Annotated in this window: 1 protein-coding gene; it reads right to left on the reverse strand. The window is 64.4% G+C overall.

Annotated elements, in window-relative coordinates:
* The coding region (locus BST14_RS32440) for a hypothetical protein (RefSeq protein WP_142279750.1) at positions 1-233 on the reverse strand (233 nt) is incomplete at both ends.

Below are 233 nucleotides of genomic sequence, written 5' to 3' on the forward strand. Positions count from 1 at the left end.
ATCTTCAACTGTTCCTTGAGGAAGAATTCGCGCTGGTGTTCGCCGATCTTGCGGTTGACCTCGGCGGACAGTTCCTTCTGCAGGCGCGCGACTTCCACCTCCTTGCGCAGCAGCGGCAAGACCTTCTCCATCCGCTTGAGGATCGGCACGGTGTCCAGCACTTCCTGCAGTTCGCCGCCGGGCGCGGTGGTCAGGGCCGCGGCGAAGTCGGTGAGTGGCGACGGGTCGTCGGG

Source organism: Mycobacterium arosiense ATCC BAA-1401 = DSM 45069, from assembly GCF_002086125.1.
GTDB lineage: Bacteria > Actinomycetota > Actinomycetes > Mycobacteriales > Mycobacteriaceae > Mycobacterium > Mycobacterium arosiense.